Source organism: Pseudomonas sp. GW822-FHT02E03, assembly GCF_058802325.1.
In genome coordinates this window covers 26434-41908 of record NZ_JBXAOA010000020.1, presented here as the reverse complement: position 1 = coordinate 41908, position 15475 = coordinate 26434, and the positions used below count along the sequence as shown (strand labels likewise).

Below are 15475 nucleotides of genomic sequence, written 5' to 3'. Positions count from 1 at the left end.
ATCATATTCTGCATCGCGGTATCGGGATGACCTCGCAACGGACCCGTGAGCGTCTGATTCAGCGCCTCTATGAAGAAGGAATCTCCAACGCCAAGGTGCTGGAAGTCATCCGCCGCACCCCGCGTCACCTGTTCGTCGATGAGGCGTTGTCTCATCGAGCCTATGAAGATACGGCGCTGCCGATCGGGCATAACCAGACCATCTCCCAGCCTTATATGGTGGCGCGCATGAGCGAGCTGCTGCTGGAGGCTGGTCCGTTGGACAAGGTAATGGAAATCGGCACCGGTTCGGGTTACCAGACGGCCGTGCTGTCGCAATTGGTCGAGCGGGTTTTTTCCGTGGAGCGCATCAAGGTTCTGCAGGACCGGGCCAAGGAGCGCCTGGTGGAGCTGAACCTGCGCAACGTGGTGTTTCGCTGGGGCGATGGTTGGGAAGGCTGGCCGGCATTGGCGCCTTACAACGGCATCATCGTCACCGCCGTGGCCACCGATGTGCCTCAGGCACTGCTCGATCAGTTGGCACCGGGTGGGCGACTGGTGATTCCGGTCGGCTCCGGTGAAGTTCAACAATTGATGTTGATCATCCGTGAGGAACAGGGCTTTTCCAGACGTGTTCTGGGGGCGGTGCGCTTTGTCCCATTGCTCAATGGGCCGTTGGCCTGAGCATTTGTTTCAGCGCGCTGAATTCTCTTCGAATGCCCGGGTCTTACAGCGGCATCGATTGGTTAAACGCAATTCATCTTCAGACAGCAAACGTGTGCGCGAAGCGAATCCGCTTCATTAAAGTTAAAGCCTGTTCGGCCCGTTATACTTGCGACATTTCGTGCCGGAGCACGGCAATCCATATTTTCAGCCACCACAAAGGGAGCGGCGGGTGAGTCTCACAGTCATTGCGCAGCGAATGGGTATAACGAGCTTTCAGCGTCTGGTGACTGGCCTTGTCTTGAGTACCTTGCTGGTCGGATGTTCCAGCACCAAATCAGGTAGTGCGAGCGTCGTCGATCGCAACAAGGCGGTCGCCCAGCGTCCGGCCGTGACCACCGGCCAATATGTTGTCCGACCCAAGGACACTTTGTTCTCCATCGCTTTTCGCTACGGTTGGGACTACAAAGCCCTCGCAGCACGGAACAACATTCCTACGCCTTACACGATCCATCCGGGTCAGACAATTCGCTTCGACGGTCGCAGCGGTTCAACGCCGACGGCGGTAGTGAGTTCGTCCAGTTCCTCGCCTTCGTCGTCGAGTAAAACCACCGTAATTCGGCGCCAGGCAAATGGCGCTACAACCACTACAACAGTGCTTGCACCGTCCGTCGCCAACAAGCCGGCACCCGCTCCACTGCCTCCTGCCGGTCCGGCCCCGACAGGCTGGGGGTGGCCTTCTAATGGCATTCTGATTGGTAAATTCTCTTCAAACGGTAGTTTGAATAAAGGAATTGATATCGCCGGAGATTTGGGACAGCCTGTTTTAGCTGCGTCTGATGGGACGGTGGTATACGCCGGGAGTGGCTTAAGGGGCTACGGCGAATTAGTCATCATCAAACACAGCGATACCTACGTCAGTGCCTACGGACATAACCGCAGGCTGTTGGTTCGGGAGGGGCAGCAGGTCAAAGTCGGACAGACAATTGCCGAAATGGGGTCAACGGGTACAGACCGGGTGAAACTGCATTTTGAGATTCGCCGACAAGGTAAACCTGTAGATCCGCTGCAATTCCTGCCACGTCGTTGATTTGTTAGCCAGCCTGTTCCGTCACGTAGAGGGAACAGGCTCCAGCGTTGCCAGGGATCAAGGCGCCGCTTGAGCTTGAGGTCGAACTCACCAAAGGACTATAACAATGGCTCTCAGTAAAGAAGTGCCGGAGTTTGACATCGACGATGAGGTTCTCCTGATGGAGACCGGCATCGCCACGGACTCGATGTCGAATGATGAAGGGGATGCACCACCTTCCGTTCGCGCCAAATCCAAACACTCCGCTTCGCTTAAGCAACACAAGTACATCGACTACACACGGGCACTCGATGCCACTCAGCTGTACCTCAACGAAATCGGCTTTTCCCCATTGCTCTCCCCGGAGGAAGAAGTTCATTTTGCGCGCTTGTCGCAAAGTGGCGATCCGGCCGGGCGCAAGCGCATGATTGAAAGCAACCTGCGACTGGTGGTGAAAATCGCCCGTCGTTACGTCAATCGTGGGCTGTCGCTGCTGGACCTGATCGAAGAGGGCAACCTCGGCCTGATCCGGGCAGTAGAAAAGTTCGATCCCGAACGCGGTTTCCGCTTTTCGACCTACGCCACCTGGTGGATTCGTCAGACCATCGAGCGCGCGATCATGAATCAGACCCGGACTATCCGGTTGCCGATCCATGTGGTCAAAGAGCTCAATGTGTACTTGCGGGCTGCACGGGAGCTGACTCAAAAGCTCGATCATGAACCCTCACCCGAAGAAATCGCCAACCTGCTGGAGAAACCGGTAGGCGAGGTCAAGCGCATGCTAGGCCTGAACGAGCGGGTTTCTTCGGTCGACGTCTCGCTGGGTCCGGATTCGGATAAAACCCTGCTGGACACCCTTACCGATGACCGCCCGACCGATCCATGCGAACTGTTGCAGGACGACGATCTGTCACAGAGCATCGATCAGTGGCTCTCGGAGCTGACCGACAAGCAACGCGAGGTGGTCATTCGCCGCTTCGGCTTGCGAGGTCACGAGAGCAGCACACTTGAAGACGTAGGCCTGGAAATCGGCTTGACCCGGGAGCGGGTCAGGCAAATCCAGGTTGAAGGCCTCAAGCGTCTTCGGGAAATTCTCGAGAAAAACGGCCTGTCGAGTGAGTCGCTGTTCCAATAAGCAACTCGTTCAGCCGGTACAAAAAGCCCCAACTGGTTTGGGGCTTTTTGTTGCCGGGAATATAAGAGGTGCGTTGTTTTTTTGCACCACCTCAGGTTTGTAGTCTCGTGTTGTAAGTCTTTGCTTACTCTTTCGTAAGTGTTCGTTATTTTTACACCCTGGCAGTTGTCCATTTAACTTGCGGTATTCGTTTATATTATTGATTTATATGATTATTTTTTTAGATTAACAGCGTGTGACAGGCGATTTCAGCGACAGAGGCCGATTGCTCTTAATGGGGAATTCTCTAGTATCTGAACTGTGTCGACGGATAGACACGCCCTTCAAGGAAGAGGGGAACGGACATCGCAGGAAGCGATTCATCAGGACGATGAAAAGGAACACAAGGAATAGGGAAAAAATGTGGGCGGGTCATACCGCCCCTTTTTTTTGCCTGCAGAAAAGCAAAAAGGCCCACAAGGGGCCTTTTCGAGAACACGGGGTAATCAGCGTTCGAGGTCTTTGATCTTGCCTTTGACGCCATCCCACTCTTCGGCATCGGGCAACGATTCTTTCTTCTCGGTGATGTTGGGCCAGATTTCCGCCAGCTCAACGTTCAGCTGAATGAATTGCTGCATATCTTCCGGAACTTCATCTTCAGAGAAGATGGCCACGGCAGGGCATTCTGGTTCGCACAGTGCGCAGTCGATGCACTCATCCGGGTGAATCACCAGGAAGTTCGGGCCTTCGTAAAAGCAGTCCACCGGACAGACTTCTACGCAGTCGGTGTACTTGCACTTGATGCAGTTGTCGGTGACGACGAAGGTCATTTCTAATTTTCTCCTCAGGCGGCGGCAGCGGAGCCCCTTCACGTTGGGGTCGCCAGGTTTGGGAGCGATAGTCTGCAGGTCAGGCTATTGGCCTGCAGCATCCCAAACCGCGCGAGATTCTAACAGCTTGCAGGCAAGTGCGTTAGATCCGTGTCTTTAGTGTATAGAGCATTTCGAGCGCACGACGCGGTGACATGTCGTCCAGATCAAGTTTGGCCAGTTCATCCAGCACCGGATGTGGCAGGCTGGCGAACATGTCGCTCTGCTGGGGCGTGACCGGTTTTCCTTTGGCAGGCTTCGGAACTTCATGAGGCAGCGCTGTGGATTCCAGTCGGCTCAGATGTTCGCGAGCACGCACGATCACTTCGCTCGGCACACCGGCCAACTGCGCAACCGCCAGGCCATAGCTCTGGCTGGCAGGCCCAGGCAACACGTGGTGCAGGAACACGATGCGTTCGTTGTGTTCGGTGGCATTGAGGTGCACGTTGGCCACCAGCGGCTGGGCTTCCGGCAGCACCGTCAGCTCGAAATAGTGGGTGGCGAACAGGGTGTAGGCCCGCAACTGCGCCAGACGCTCGGCCGCGGCCCAGGCCAGGGACAGACCGTCGAAAGTGCTGGTGCCGCGCCCGACTTCGTCCATCAGCACCAGGCTGCGTTCGGTGGCGTTGTGCAGAATGTTCGCGGTTTCGCTCATTTCAACCATGAAGGTCGAACGACCGCCCGCCAAGTCATCGCTGGAACCGATTCGCGTGAAGATTCGGTCGACCAAGGACAATTCGCAACTGGCCGCCGGCACGAAACTGCCGATATGCGCCAGTAGCACGATCAATGCGGTCTGACGCATGTAGGTGGATTTACCGCCCATGTTCGGACCGGTGATCACCAGCATGCGGGTATTGTCGTCAAGGCTCAGGTCATTGGCCACGAATGGCGTAGTGAGTACTTGCTCGACCACCGGGTGCCGACCCTGGGTGATGCGCATGCACGGCTCGCTGACGAAGCGTGGGCAGTTCAGGTCCAGATTCAGTGCGCGCTCGGCGAGGTTGCTCAGCACATCCAGCTCGGCCAAGGCTGCGGCCGTGTCTTGCAAAGGCGGCAACTGAGCAATCAGGTCTTCGAGCAGTGCTTCGTAGAGCATCTTTTCGCGAGCCAGGGCGCGGCTCTTGGCGGACAGCGCCTTGTCTTCGAAGGCCTTCAGTTCCGGCGTGATGAAGCGCTCGGCACCTTTGAGGGTCTGCCGGCGAATATAGTCCGCAGGCGCCGATTCGGCCTGCTTGCTCGGCAACTCGATGAAGTATCCGTGAATCCGGTTGTAGCCGACCTTAAGGTGCGACAGGCCGGTGCGGGCCTTTTCACGCGCTTCGAGATCGATCAGGAACTGCCCGGCGTTTTCGCTGAGCGATTGCAATTCGTCGAGTTCGCTGTCGTAACCGGTTTTCAACACACCGCCGTCACGGATAACGGCGGGCGGGTTATCGATAATGGCTTTGTCCAGCAATGCCGCCAGTTCCGGATAGGTGCTGGTGGTCGCCGCCAGTTGAATGATGTGCGGGGCTTCAAGCTCGGCCATCGCCACTTGCAACTCAGGCAGTGCACCGAGGGCATCGCGCAGACGCGCCAAGTCTCTAGGACGGGCATTGCGCAGGCCGATCCGCGCCAGAATCCGCTCGATGTCACCGATTTCCTTGAGCTGCGGTTGCAGTTTTTCGAAACGGTAACCGTCGAGCAGGCAGGTGATCGAGCTCTGACGTGCCAGCAATACGGTCAAATCCCGCAGCGGACGGTTCAGCCAGCGAGTCAGCAAGCGGCTGCCCATGGCGGTCTGGCAGCGGTCGACCACCGATTGCAAGGTGTTGTCGCGACCGCCGGCCAGGTTGGTGTCCAGTTCCAGGTTGCGACGGCTCGCGCCGTCCAGCACCACGGTGTCATCCAGGCGTTCATGACGCAGGCTGCGCAAATGCGGCAGGGCGGTGCGCTGGGTTTCCTTGGCGTAGCTGAGCAGGCAACCGGCGGCGCCGATCGCCAGGGTCAGGTTCTCGCAGCCGAATCCTTTCAGGTCCTGGGTGGAAAACTGCTGGCAAAGACTTTTCAGTGCCGAGTCACGTTCAAAATCCCACGGCGCACGGCGACGAACCCCACGACGTTTTTCCGCCGGCAGGTCTTTCGGCCAGTCGTCCGGGATCATCAGCTCTACCGGGTTGACCCGCTCCAGTTCCGCCAGCAGGTTTTCCCAGCCTTTGATCTCCAGCACGGTGAAGTTGCCGCTGGTGATGTCCAGCACCGCCAGCCCGAACAGACGCTCGTCGCCCAGCACCGCCGCGATCAGGTTATCCCGACGTTCATCCAGCAGCGCTTCATCGCTGACAGTACCGGGGGTGATGATCCGCACTACCTGACGATCCACCGGGCCTTTGCTGGTGGCCGGGTCGCCGACCTGCTCACAAATCACCACCGACTCGCCGAGCTTTACCAGTTTCGCCAGGTAACCTTCCGCTGCATGGTAAGGAATCCCACACATCGGAATCGCCTGCCCCGCCGATTGCCCACGAGCCGTCAGGGTGATGTCCAGCAACTTGGCGGCCTTCTTTGCGTCTTCATAGAAGATCTCGTAGAAGTCACCCATGCGATAGAACATCAGCTGATCAGGGTGCTGGTTCTTCAGGCGCCAGTACTGCTGCATCATCGGCGTGTGGGAGGACAGATCGGAGAGGGCTTTATTCATCGGATATAGGCAAATTCGTTGAAAGGTGTGGGGCAAAAGGAGGGCGTCGGCCCGGCTTTTCCGCGATGGGCGCAAGGTTAACATGGGCGGTCCGACCTACGCAGGCATGAAAGCTCCAAGGCACATTTCTGCTGTCTATGCACGATCTATGCAAATCAGCATTTGTCTTCCGAAAAAAGATCAAGCACTATGCACGTTATGCAAAAACGCAATGTTTCTACCGTCTTAAGAGCACTGCTCGATCAGCACGGGATCTCCCCCACGGAGCTTCACCGTCGCACCGGCGTGCCTCAATCCACTCTCTCGCGGATCCTCAGCGGGAAGATCGTCGACCCTTCGGATAAACATATTTCGAAGATTGCCGAATACTTCGCCGTGAGCACCGACCAGTTGCGTGGCCGTGCGGATGTCGCGCACGCCGCCAGCGCCGGGCGCGATGAGTCGCATTCGGAACTCAAGGACATAAGCCTGTGGGACGACGATACGCCCGTCGATGACGACGAGGTGTCGGTCCCCTTTCTTCGCGAGGTTGAATTGGCTGCTGGATCAGGAAGATTCGTCATCGAAGAGAGCGAGCGCTCTAGCCTGCGCTTCGGCAAGCGCAGCTTGCGCCACAACGGTGTGCAGTTCGACCAGGCCAAATGCGTGACCGTGCGCGGCAACAGCATGTTGCCGGTGTTGCGCGATGGCGCCACGGTCGGGGTGAATGCCGGTAAATGCGGGATTGGCGACATCGTCGACGGCGACCTGTACGCCATCAACCACAATGGCCAGTTGCGGGTGAAACAGCTTTATCGCCTGCCGACAGGGATTCGCCTGCGCAGCTTCAACCGCGATGAGCATCCGGACGAGGACTACAGCTTCCAGGAAATCCAGGAAGAGCAGATCGTCATCCTCGGTCACGTCTTCTGGTGGGGCATGTACGCCCGTTAATTTCACCGCTGTCACATAAAACCCGCTGCCCGGCGGGTTTTTTTTCGCCTATCGAAAACCGCCAACGCCTTTGCTGGCGGGGCTTTCATGCGTCTGTGCATTTCTAATGCATAAATAAATGCATTTGTGCATTGACTGTATATGCATCCATGCATATTCTTTGTCTCAAGCCGCCCAACAAGGCGGCTCGAAACGAAGCTCTTTAGTTCCACCACAAAGGCAGCGATGAACCGGCCTCAACGGTTCAGAGGGTTGGCAACTGACCCGGGTGTGCAGCGTAAAGCACCAGAAGCAGTTATCCGGCGGGCAGGGACCGCGGTCGGAAAAACAATTTGAATCGATCCGTACCGCGCCAGTAGCGCCGAAAGATCAGCTTCCTTTTTTGTACACAGGATTAAAGGAAGGCGAAGGACCGCATTACTGAAAAGCCTGGGCGACCGGGCTTTTTGGAATGCCGACCTCAAGAGACATCGCTTGATACCAACACACATCACTCATCAATCACCCCCAGGAGGCGTGACATGACAAACGAGCAACAAGCGTTGCTGGACATGCCGATCTGGCTGGTCATCGTTCTCGCCCTGGTGGGCGGGGTGTCCGGCGAAATGTGGCGCGCCGACAAGGAGGGCGCCCGTGGCTGGTCGCTGCTGCGGCGCCTGGCGCTGCGCTCCGGTGCCTGCATGATCTGCGGGGTCTCGGCCATCATGCTGCTGTACGCCGCCGGCATGTCGATATGGGCCGCAGGGGCTTTTGGTTGCCTGACGGCGATGGCCGGGGCGGACGTGGCCATCGGGCTTTATGAACGCTGGGCCGCCAAGCGCATCGGTGTTTGTGAAGTGCCACCGCGCGATACGCCTCAGGATCATTGAGACCCCAACCTGAAGGAGCGTCATCCACAGTGCAGACCGCACTGACCCGCAAGGACGCGGGTTTCCCACGGCCAGTACCGTTCACTCAAACCCGCCGCGACGGGTTTTTTTATTGCCCGGTGAAGATTTATGAAGATCACAGCCCTGATCACGCAGTTGCGTGAGCAATGCCCGACCCTGGCCAATCGCATCGCGGCCGGCATCGACCTCGCCACGTTACAAGCCAACACCCCGCTGCAAACACCTTGCGCTTATGTGGTGCCCCTCGCCGATGTGGCGAGCAAGAGCCTGGCGCAAAACCTGATGCTGCAACCAATCCGCGACCGCTTCGAAGTGACCTTGGTGCTGGACACCACGGACGCCGCGGCAGCGCTGAATCAATTGCACGATTTGCGTGCCGAGCTATGGCGCGCACTGGTGGGTTTCAAGCCCGGCGGCGACTACGAAGCCATTGAGTACGACGGCGGCGAACTGGTTTCGATCAACAGCAGTCGCGTGCTGTATCGCCTGCGCTTTTTCGCCGAATTCCAGCTCGGCCGCAATCTGCCGGGTCAACCGGCGGAGAGCTGGCACGAGCGTGAACTGGACGGTTTGTCGTCCTTTACCGGGATCACCGTGCGGGTCGATGCGATCGATCCGGCGGACCCCAATCTGCAACGCCCAGGCCCCGACGGGCGCCTGGAACTGACTTTCTCTGGAGACGTAACCCCATGAGCAAACGCATCACCGTGCTGCCGGCCCCGGGCCGTGTCGTGCCGGACCCGGAAGCGGGCGATCTGTTGCCCCTCGAGGGCCGTGAAGTGCCGGACAACGCCTGGTGGCGTCGACGTCTGGCCGATGGCGATATCACTACCAAAGCCGTGAAAGCGGCGAAACCACAGGGAGCCAAATAATGGCGATCGGATTCAGCAACATCCCCGCGGACATTCGTGTTCCGCTGTTCTATGCCGAAATGGACAACTCGGCCGCCAATAGCGCGTCGTCGGCCATGCGCCGCCTGATCGTCGCTCAGGTCAACGACAACATTGCACCGGCCGATGTCGGCAAACTGGTGTTGGTGTCCAGCGTGGCGCTGGCCAAAAGCATTGGCGGCCAGGGCTCGATGCTCGCCTCGATGTATGAAACCTGGCGCAAGACCGACCCGATCGGCGAGATCTGGTGCCTGCCGCTGCACAACACTGAAGGCAGCATTGCCAAAGGTGTGCTGACCCTGACCGGTGCGGCGACTCAGAGCGGTGTGCTCAACCTCTACGTCGGCGGCGTTCGTGTTCAGGCGGCCATCGTCAACGGTGCCACTGCGGCGCAAGCGGCCACAGCCCTGGCGCTGAAAATCAATGCCTCTGCCGATCTGCCGGTCAGCGCGGCAGCGGTCGAAGGTGTGGTCACCCTGAGCGCCAAATGGACGGGCGACAGCGGCAACGACATCAGCCTGCAATTCAATCGCCTGGGCAAGAGCAATGGCGAAGAAACCCCGGCAGGCCTGACGTCGGCCATCGCTGCCATGACCGGCGGCGCCGGTGTGCCCGATCAAGTGGCCGCCGTGGCGGCGCTGGGCGATGAACCGTTCGAGTTCATCTGCATGCCGTGGTCGGATCTGTCGACCCTCAACACCTGGCAAGCCGTCATGGATGACAGCACCGGTCGTTGGTCCTGGGCCAAGCAATTGTTCGGTCACGTCTACAGCGCCAAGCGCGGCACCATCGGTACTCTGGTGGCGGCCGGTCAGGCGCGTAACGATCAGCACATGACCATTCAGGCGCTGGAGCCTGGCGTACCGCAACCGTTCTGGGTGCAGGCCGCCGCATTGGCTGCGCGCACTTCGGTATTCATCTCTGCCGACGCCAGCCGTCCGACTCAAAGCGGCAGCCTGCCTGGTCTCGACCCGGCACCGGCGAGCGAGCGTTTCACTCTGACCGAGCGTCAGTCGCTGCTCAACTACGGCATCGCCACCGCGTACTACGAAGGCGGCTATGTGCGCATCCAGCGTTCGATCACCACCTATCAGAAGAACGCCTACGGCCAGGCAGACAACTCTTACCTGGACAGCGAAACCATGCACCAGTCGGCGTTCATCGTGCGTCGTCTGCAAAGCGTGATCACCAGTAAATACGGTCGCCACAAACTGGCCTCCGACGGCACCCGTTTCGGCGCCGGCCAGCCGATCGTGACCCCGAGCACCATTCGCGGTGAGCTGATCGCCCAGTACGCCAAGCTCGAACTGGAAGGCCACGTGGAAAACGCCGAGCTGTTCGCCGAACACTTGATCGTCGAGCGCGATGTTCAGGACCCGAGCCGGGTCAACGTGCTGTTCCCGCCGGATTACATCAACGGTCTGCGCGTGTTCGCGCTGCTCAACCAGTTCCGTCTGCAGTACGACGACGCAGCCTGATCGCTGCCTTTGACTGTGTGAATTCGGCCCACCTCGCGTGGGCTTTTTATTTGAAGGGAGAAACACCATGGGTCAACTGATTGCGGGCACCTGCTACGTCAAAGTGGACGGCGCTCAACTGACTATCAACGGCGGCTGCGAAGCGCCCTTGATGGCCGTTAAACGGGAAACCGTCGTACCGGGCTTCTACAAGGAAACCGACATCGCGCCGTCGTTCAAAGTGACGGCGCTGCACACCGCGGACTTCCCGCTCAAGCAACTGATCGCAGGCACTGACATGACCGTCACCTGCGAATTCAGCAACGGCAAAGTCTACGTCCTGGCCGGCGCTTACCTGGTGGAAGAACCGGTATCCAAAGGCGATGACGCCACCATCGAACTCAAATTCGAAGGCATCAAGGGGACCTGGCAATGAGCAACGCCGTGAAGCTTCAAGTGGCGATCGAAGCCCACGGCGAGCCCTTGACCGAACTCAACCTGCGCCGTCCGACGGTGCAGGAAGTGCGGGCGATCAAGGCGCTGCCGTACAAGATCGACAAGAGCGAAGAGGTCAGCCTCGACATGGACGTCGCGGCCAAATACATCGCCGTGTGCGCCGGCATCCCGCCGTCGTCGGTCAACCAGCTGGATCTGGCTGACCTCAACGCGCTGAGTTGGGCCGTCGCGAGTTTTTTCATGAGTGCGGCGTCGGCGCCATCACCGACCTGATCGCAGTCGCCTATGACCTGGCCTGGTTCTGGAAGGTTGACCCCGAACAGATGATGGCCAGGCCACTGGATGTGCTCCGCGAATCGCTGGAGCACGCGCAACGGATCAATGCGATGCAGGTGCAGTGATGGCAGACACAGAAACGAAAGAGAAAACGTCGGTGCTGCTCACGGGCATCGACGAACTGTCCCCCAAACTCGGCGCCCTTCGGGCAAAAGTCGAAGGCTTCAGGAAAAACCTGGAGCAGACCGGCCTCGGCAAACTGGATGTTAGCGGTCTGTTCAAGGGCGGCAGCGTGATCACGCCGTTCGTGGAGGGCATCCAATCGGCGGCGGCATTCCAGGGCAAGCTGGCCGAGGTCAGCGAGACGGCAAAAACCGTCGACATCCCCGCCGCACCGAAAGCCGCCGCTCAGAATCTCAATGTGTTCAGTGCTTCCATGGAAAAGGTTTCGGCCGCCGTGGATGCCGCGCTGCTGCCGGCGGTCGGCACGCTGGTGGTTGCGCTTGAGCCGATGCTGACCCAGGTCGGCAGCCTGCTCAACGACAACCCGAAACTGGTCGAAGGATTGGCGGCGGGAGCGATTGCGTTCTCGGCCATGCAAACCGCCGTGACCGGCGCGACCCAGGTATTCGACCTGATGAGCATGGTGCTCAAGACCAATCCGATCATGCTGATCGCCATGGGCATTGCCGTAGCGGCAGGTTTGATCGTGGCCAACTGGACGCCGATTTCCGCTTTCTTCACAGGGTTATGGGAGGCGGTGAAAAACGCGGCGGCCAATGCCATGGCGTTGTTGCGATCGGTGCTCGACTGGCGACCGCTGGATGCACTGGCGGGGCTGTGGCAACCAGTCGCCGGATTTTTCTCGGCGATCTGGGACAAAGTCAAAGCGGTCACGGCGCCGGTGATCGATTTCTTCAAGGCGCTGTTCTCGTGGACGCCGTACGGCATGATCCTGGATAACTGGGGGCCGTTGACCGGATTGTTTTCGGCGATCTGGGAATTGCTCAAGGCCTTGAGCGTACCGGTGATGACGTTCCTCAGGGGCCTGTTCGACTTCTCGCCAATGGAAATGATCAACAGTGCCTGGGGCGGTGTCGTCGGTTTCTTCGAACCGATGTGGACCAGGCTGCAAGCGGCAGCGCAGATCACCAGCGACGTCCTGAGTACGTTGTTCGATTTCTTTCCGATGGAGATGATCGCCAGTGCCTGGGGCGGTGTCGTCACCTTCTTCGAACCAATCTGGGCCGCGCTGCAAGCGTCGGTGCAACAGGTCAAAGGCTTCTTCACGGGCCTGTTCGAATGGTCGCCACTGGAGCAGATCGCGATGTACTGGCAGCCGGTCAGCGAAGTGTTTTCGGCGCTGTGGGGCGTGGTCCAGGCACTGGCCGCGCCGATGCTGGACTTCCTGCACAACCTGTTCGAATGGAAACCGCTGGAGCAGATCATCAAGCACTGGGGGCCGATCACCGAGTGGTTCGGCGAGTTGTGGCAGAAGCTGCAAACCGTGATCGCGCCGATCAAGGAACTGTTCGACGGTGGCTTCGCCGGGTTGATCGCCAACGTCACCGGCAAAGTCGAAACCCTGACCCAAGCGCAGCGTCAGACCAATGCCGAAGGCAAGGGTGAACTGGCACCAGCATTCTTCGGTGCAGGCCCTGCACAAGCGGCCAGCAATGCGTTGCAGGGTTCGTTGCCACAAACCTCCAGCGCCCTGATCCAGCAAAGTGCCGCCAACAACCGCACGCAACTCGAAGGCGGCCTGACCGTGCGCTTCGAAAACGCGCCGGCCGGGCTGCGCACCGATCAACCGCAAACCAATCAACCGGGGCTGTCGCTCAATTCGCGCATCGGCTATCGCTCGCTGTCTCTGGGAGGTTCCAATGAACTGGCGTGACCGTTTGTTGCCGGCATCCTTTCGCGGTGTCGGTTTTTGGGTCGATCAGGCGAAAACCCCGGTCGGCCACAAGGGCCAGTTGCACGAGTATCCGCAACGTGACCAGCCGTTTTTCGAGGGCCTTGGCCAGCAGGCGAAGATCCACGACCTGACGGCATTCATCGTCGGCGCCGATTGCCTGGAGCAGCGCGACAAGTTGCTCAAGGCGTTGGAGCAGGGCAGTGGTGAACTGGTCCATCCGTGGTTGGGGCGGATGCAAGTCAAGGTTGGTGAATGCGACATGACCCACACCCGCCAGGACGGCGGGCTGGTGACTTTCGCCCTGAAGTTCTACCCCGATCAACCGCTGCAATTTCCGACGGCCACGGTCAGCACGCAAAAGGTGCTGCTGTCATCGGCGGACACGCTGCTGGGCTCGTCGGTGGCGCGCTTCGAACAGGCCATGACCCTGATCAAGGCCGCGCGGATCGGCATCGCCAATCTGCGCAACAGCCTGACCGGGGTCTATGAAGTGATCCAGGAACAGCTCAAACCGTTGATCGAGGAGTACCGGCAGATCAGCGAGCTGGTCAAAGCAGTCAAGGAATTGCCCAAGGAAGTGGTGGCGGAATTCAAGGGCTTGCTCGGCGATATTCAGGAACTCAAGGACTTCGCAAAGGAGGGCTATCGTGGCGTGATTGCCAACGTTTCCCAGCAGATCGAAGCCATCCGCAAGGCCGATGCTCCGAAGCTCACCACCGGCAAGGACACCACGGCCGCGGCGCAAGCCATGGCCGATCTGGTGCAGGACACGCTGCTGGTGAAGGTGGCGCAATGGGTCGCCTCGATGCCGGTGGCGTCGACGCCGGTGAAACTGACGTCGCAGCCGTCGCTGGATCATCAGACGCTGCAGCCGGTCACCCGTCAGGAAGTGCCGGTCACCGACGATTTGCAGTTGTTGCAAAAGGAGTTGAACGAAGCGATCCAACTGGCACTGAACAAGGCCAGTCCCGCGCACTATCAGGCCATCAATGACCTGAAGCAGAACTTGAATGCGCACCTCAAGGCGGTGGCGTCGTCCGGCGTGCGGCTGGTCAGTAAATCCTTTCAGGAGAGCTTGCCTGCCGTCGTCGTGGCCTATCGGCAATTTGCCGATGCCACGCGGGTCACGGAAGTGACTCAACGCAACGGTGTTGCCCATCCGTTGTTCCTGCCGCCGAACGATGTGAAAGTCTCCGGGGAGTGAACCATGAACGACATGGATAACCGGGTCACCCTGACCGTCGGCGGCCTGGAATACGGTGGCTGGAAAAGCTTGGAAATCACTGCGGATCTGGAGCGTCAGTTCCGCACCTTTAAACTCAACATCACCTGGCAATGGCCGGGGCAGACCGTGGACAAACGGATCCAGCCCGGTGACGCCTGTGAAGTGCGCATCGGCCAGGATCTGGTGCTGACCGGGTATGTGTTCAAGGCCCCGATCAGTTATGACGGGCGGCAGATCAGCCTCAACATTGAAGGCAGTTCCTGCACCCAGGATCTGGTGGATTGCGCCGCGACCAACCGACCGAATCAATGGCATGAGCAATCGCTGTTGAGCATCGTCGAAGCGTTGGCGATCACCTACAAGGTCTTTGTGGTCAGCGAAATTCCCGAGACTGCCCGGCTCAGCAGTCACACCATCGTGCCGGGGGAAACGGTATTTCAATCCATCGACCGCTTGCTGACCTTGTTCCGGGTGTTTTCTACCGATGATGCCCAGGGCCGGCTGGTGCTGGCCCGGCCCGGCAGTGGTGGCCGGGCCAGCGATGCGCTGGAGTTGGGCAAAAATATTCTGTCGGCCAACGCGCCAATGGATTACAGCCAGGTGTTCTCCGAATACCGGGTGATCGGCCAGCACAAGGGCACCGACAAGAAGAGCGGGGCAGCGGTCAGCGAGGTTGAATCGGTGTCCGCCGACCTGAGCTACAAACGTCGGCGGGTCACGGTGATCAACGAAGGCATGCAGATCAATCCCGATCTCGCCTTGCAACGGGCCAACTGGGAAGCCGCCACCCGCGTGGGCAAGGCGTTGACCACCACTTACCAGGTGCAAGGCTGGCGCCAGTCGAACGGCGACTTGTGGCGCCACAACACGCTGGTCAGGGTCAAGGATCCGGTACTCGGGTTCGATGACGACATGTTGATCTCGAAGGTGACCTACTCGCTGTCGGCGCAGGGCTCGGTCACCACCCTGCAAGTCGCACCGCCGCATACCTTCGACGCCAATCCCGAGCCTCCCAAAAAGGCCTGAGCCCGGCACCCGACCCTGTGGGAGCGGG

General features: G+C 59.2%; 16 protein-coding genes. 14 read left to right on the top strand and 2 right to left on the bottom strand.

Annotation, left to right across the window (positions count from 1 at the left end):
* Positions 1 to 26 precede the first annotated feature (26 nt).
* From AC1RQB_RS16570 to rpoS, 3 genes are all read left to right on the top strand, one after another.
* Complete coding sequence (locus AC1RQB_RS16570) at positions 27 to 662, top strand: protein-L-isoaspartate(D-aspartate) O-methyltransferase (protein ID WP_173667553.1); 636 nt, start codon at positions 27 to 29, stop codon at positions 660 to 662.
* Positions 663 to 873: 211 nt separating this feature from the next.
* On the top strand, positions 874 to 1731 hold the full coding sequence (locus AC1RQB_RS16565; protein ID WP_008072686.1) for a peptidoglycan DD-metalloendopeptidase family protein: 858 nt from the start codon (positions 874 to 876) through the stop codon (positions 1729 to 1731).
* A gap of 106 nt (positions 1732 to 1837) precedes the next feature.
* Entirely contained in the window at positions 1838 to 2845 is a 1008-nt protein-coding gene (gene rpoS, locus AC1RQB_RS16560) for an RNA polymerase sigma factor RpoS (RefSeq protein WP_008072688.1), read from the top strand.
* A 485-nt stretch (positions 2846 to 3330) separates the two neighbouring features.
* On the opposite strand, the gene fdxA is transcribed toward rpoS, so the two are convergent.
* Together fdxA and mutS are read right to left on the bottom strand one after the other, a co-directional pair.
* On the bottom strand, positions 3331 to 3654 hold the full coding sequence (fdxA, locus tag AC1RQB_RS16555) for a ferredoxin FdxA (RefSeq protein WP_008154011.1): 324 nt from the start codon (positions 3652 to 3654) through the stop codon (positions 3331 to 3333).
* 142 nt (positions 3655 to 3796) lie between these two features.
* Positions 3797 to 6376 (bottom strand): DNA mismatch repair protein MutS, encoded by a 2580-nt coding sequence (gene mutS, locus AC1RQB_RS16550; protein WP_063342645.1) that lies wholly within the window; start codon positions 6374 to 6376, stop codon positions 3797 to 3799.
* A gap of 198 nt (positions 6377 to 6574) precedes the next feature.
* Between mutS and AC1RQB_RS16545 the strand changes: the two genes are divergently transcribed.
* From AC1RQB_RS16545 to AC1RQB_RS16495, 11 genes are all read left to right on the top strand, one after another.
* Entirely contained in the window at positions 6575 to 7309 is a 735-nt protein-coding gene (locus tag AC1RQB_RS16545) for an XRE family transcriptional regulator (protein ID WP_008072692.1), read from the top strand.
* Positions 7310 to 7830: 521 nt separating this feature from the next.
* A complete protein-coding gene (locus AC1RQB_RS16540; protein WP_063342646.1) occupies positions 7831 to 8178 on the top strand; it encodes a phage holin family protein in 348 nt (115 codons plus the stop codon).
* Positions 8179 to 8307: 129 nt separating this feature from the next.
* The gene (locus tag AC1RQB_RS16535) at positions 8308 to 8892 is read left to right on the top strand and encodes a phage tail terminator protein (protein WP_063342647.1); all 585 of its coding nucleotides are present in this window, start codon (positions 8308 to 8310) and stop codon (positions 8890 to 8892) included.
* A complete protein-coding gene (locus tag AC1RQB_RS16530; protein ID WP_007907211.1) occupies positions 8889 to 9071 on the top strand; it encodes a DUF2635 domain-containing protein in 183 nt (60 codons plus the stop codon). The genes AC1RQB_RS16535 and AC1RQB_RS16530 overlap by 4 nt, the downstream gene beginning before the upstream one ends.
* Entirely contained in the window at positions 9071 to 10567 is a 1497-nt protein-coding gene (locus AC1RQB_RS16525; protein ID WP_063342648.1) for a phage tail sheath subtilisin-like domain-containing protein, read from the top strand. The genes AC1RQB_RS16530 and AC1RQB_RS16525 overlap by 1 nt, the downstream gene beginning before the upstream one ends.
* A gap of 67 nt (positions 10568 to 10634) precedes the next feature.
* Positions 10635 to 10982: a phage tail tube protein gene (locus AC1RQB_RS16520; protein WP_007907215.1), complete on the top strand. Its 348-nt coding sequence runs from the start codon at positions 10635 to 10637 to the stop codon at positions 10980 to 10982.
* On the top strand, positions 10979 to 11275 hold the full coding sequence (locus AC1RQB_RS16515) for a phage tail assembly protein (protein ID WP_007907223.1): 297 nt from the start codon (positions 10979 to 10981) through the stop codon (positions 11273 to 11275). Before AC1RQB_RS16520 ends, AC1RQB_RS16515 begins: the two co-directional genes overlap by 4 nt.
* A complete protein-coding gene (locus AC1RQB_RS16510; protein WP_063342649.1) occupies positions 11221 to 11403 on the top strand; it encodes a hypothetical protein in 183 nt (60 codons plus the stop codon). The genes AC1RQB_RS16515 and AC1RQB_RS16510 overlap by 55 nt, the downstream gene beginning before the upstream one ends.
* On the top strand, positions 11403 to 13175 hold the full coding sequence (locus AC1RQB_RS16505; RefSeq protein ID WP_063342650.1) for a phage tail tape measure protein: 1773 nt from the start codon (positions 11403 to 11405) through the stop codon (positions 13173 to 13175). Before AC1RQB_RS16510 ends, AC1RQB_RS16505 begins: the two co-directional genes overlap by 1 nt.
* Complete coding sequence (locus tag AC1RQB_RS16500; RefSeq protein WP_063342651.1) at positions 13162 to 14400, top strand: DNA circularization protein; 1239 nt, start codon at positions 13162 to 13164, stop codon at positions 14398 to 14400. The genes AC1RQB_RS16505 and AC1RQB_RS16500 overlap by 14 nt, the downstream gene beginning before the upstream one ends.
* 3 nt (positions 14401 to 14403) lie before the next feature.
* Entirely contained in the window at positions 14404 to 15447 is a 1044-nt protein-coding gene (locus AC1RQB_RS16495; RefSeq protein WP_063342652.1) for a phage baseplate assembly protein, read from the top strand.
* Positions 15448 to 15475: the final 28 nt, after the last annotated feature.

Bases quoted from the DNA above. Each gene is read 5' to 3' on its own strand.
- AC1RQB_RS16570 (WP_173667553.1), top strand. From the start codon at position 27: ATGACCTCGCAACGGACCCGTGAGCGTCTGATTCAGCGCCTCTATGAA.
- rpoS (WP_008072688.1), top strand. From the start codon at position 1,838: ATGGCTCTCAGTAAAGAAGTGCCGGAGTTTGACATCGACGATGAGGTT.
- fdxA (WP_008154011.1), bottom strand. From the start codon at position 3,654: ATGACCTTCGTCGTCACCGACAACTGCATCAAGTGCAAGTACACCGAC.
- mutS (WP_063342645.1), bottom strand. From the start codon at position 6,376: ATGAATAAAGCCCTCTCCGATCTGTCCTCCCACACGCCGATGATGCAG.
- AC1RQB_RS16545 (WP_008072692.1), top strand. From the start codon at position 6,575: ATGCAAAAACGCAATGTTTCTACCGTCTTAAGAGCACTGCTCGATCAG.
- AC1RQB_RS16540 (WP_063342646.1), top strand. From the start codon at position 7,831: ATGACAAACGAGCAACAAGCGTTGCTGGACATGCCGATCTGGCTGGTC.
- AC1RQB_RS16535 (WP_063342647.1), top strand. From the start codon at position 8,308: ATGAAGATCACAGCCCTGATCACGCAGTTGCGTGAGCAATGCCCGACC.
- AC1RQB_RS16530 (WP_007907211.1), top strand. From the start codon at position 8,889: ATGAGCAAACGCATCACCGTGCTGCCGGCCCCGGGCCGTGTCGTGCCG.
- AC1RQB_RS16525 (WP_063342648.1), top strand. From the start codon at position 9,071: ATGGCGATCGGATTCAGCAACATCCCCGCGGACATTCGTGTTCCGCTG.
- AC1RQB_RS16520 (WP_007907215.1), top strand. From the start codon at position 10,635: ATGGGTCAACTGATTGCGGGCACCTGCTACGTCAAAGTGGACGGCGCT.
- AC1RQB_RS16515 (WP_007907223.1), top strand. From the start codon at position 10,979: ATGAGCAACGCCGTGAAGCTTCAAGTGGCGATCGAAGCCCACGGCGAG.
- AC1RQB_RS16505 (WP_063342650.1), top strand. From the start codon at position 11,403: ATGGCAGACACAGAAACGAAAGAGAAAACGTCGGTGCTGCTCACGGGC.
- AC1RQB_RS16500 (WP_063342651.1), top strand. From the start codon at position 13,162: ATGAACTGGCGTGACCGTTTGTTGCCGGCATCCTTTCGCGGTGTCGGT.
- AC1RQB_RS16495 (WP_063342652.1), top strand. From the start codon at position 14,404: ATGAACGACATGGATAACCGGGTCACCCTGACCGTCGGCGGCCTGGAA.